General features: G+C 71.9%; 1 protein-coding gene. It reads left to right on the top strand.

What is annotated here, in order from left to right; all coding sequences use genetic code 11:
• A partial coding sequence (locus tag Mco01_RS38780) for a phosphoketolase family protein (protein WP_504739641.1) occupies nt 1-713 on the top strand: 713 nt, incomplete at both ends.

The following is a 713-nucleotide window of genomic DNA, read 5'->3' as shown; positions in this document are numbered from 1 at the left end:
TCATGCACCCCCTGATGGCGGAGACGCTCGACGCGGTCTTCGACGAGATCGCGGAGTACAAGGCCGGGCGGTCCGACCGGCTGCCGATGCTGGTCCTCCGTACGCCCAAGGGGTGGACGGGCCCCCGCGAGGTCGACGGCCTGCCGGTCGAGGGCACCTGGCGGTCCCACCAGGTCCCCCTGGCGGGGGTGCGGGACGACGCCGGGCACCGGGCGATGCTGGAGGAGTGGATGCGCTCCTACCGGCCCGATGAGCTGTTCGACGCGGACGGGAGGCCGGTCCCCGAGATCCTGGAGACCGTGCCCGAGGGCTCGCGCCGGATGAGCGCCAGCCCGCACGCCAACGGCGGGGAGTTGCTGCGGCCGCTCGTCCTGCCCGACTTCCGCGACTACGCGGTGGAGGTCAAGGCGCCCGCGGCGGCGTCGAGCGAGCCGACCCGGATGCTCGGCGGGTTCCTGCGCGACGTGATCGCCGCCAACCCGGACAACTTCCGGCTGATGGGGCCGGACGAGACCGCCTCCAACCGGCTCTCCCCGGTGTTCGAGGTGACCTCCCGCGCCTGGAACGCCGCCACACTGCCCACGGACGAGCACCTCGCGCCCGGCGGCCGTGTGATGGAGGTGCTGAGCGAGCACCTGTGTCAGGGGTGGCTGGAGGGGTACCTGCTGACCGGGCGGCATGGGCTGTTCAACTGTTATGAGGCGTTCATCCAT

Origin of the sequence: Microbispora corallina (assembly GCF_016863035.1) — a bacterium.
In the GTDB taxonomy this organism is placed as follows: domain Bacteria; phylum Actinomycetota; class Actinomycetes; order Streptosporangiales; family Streptosporangiaceae; genus Microbispora; species Microbispora corallina.
The sequence above is the reverse complement of the archived record's forward strand: the minus strand, read 5'-3'. Positions and strand labels throughout refer to the sequence as shown.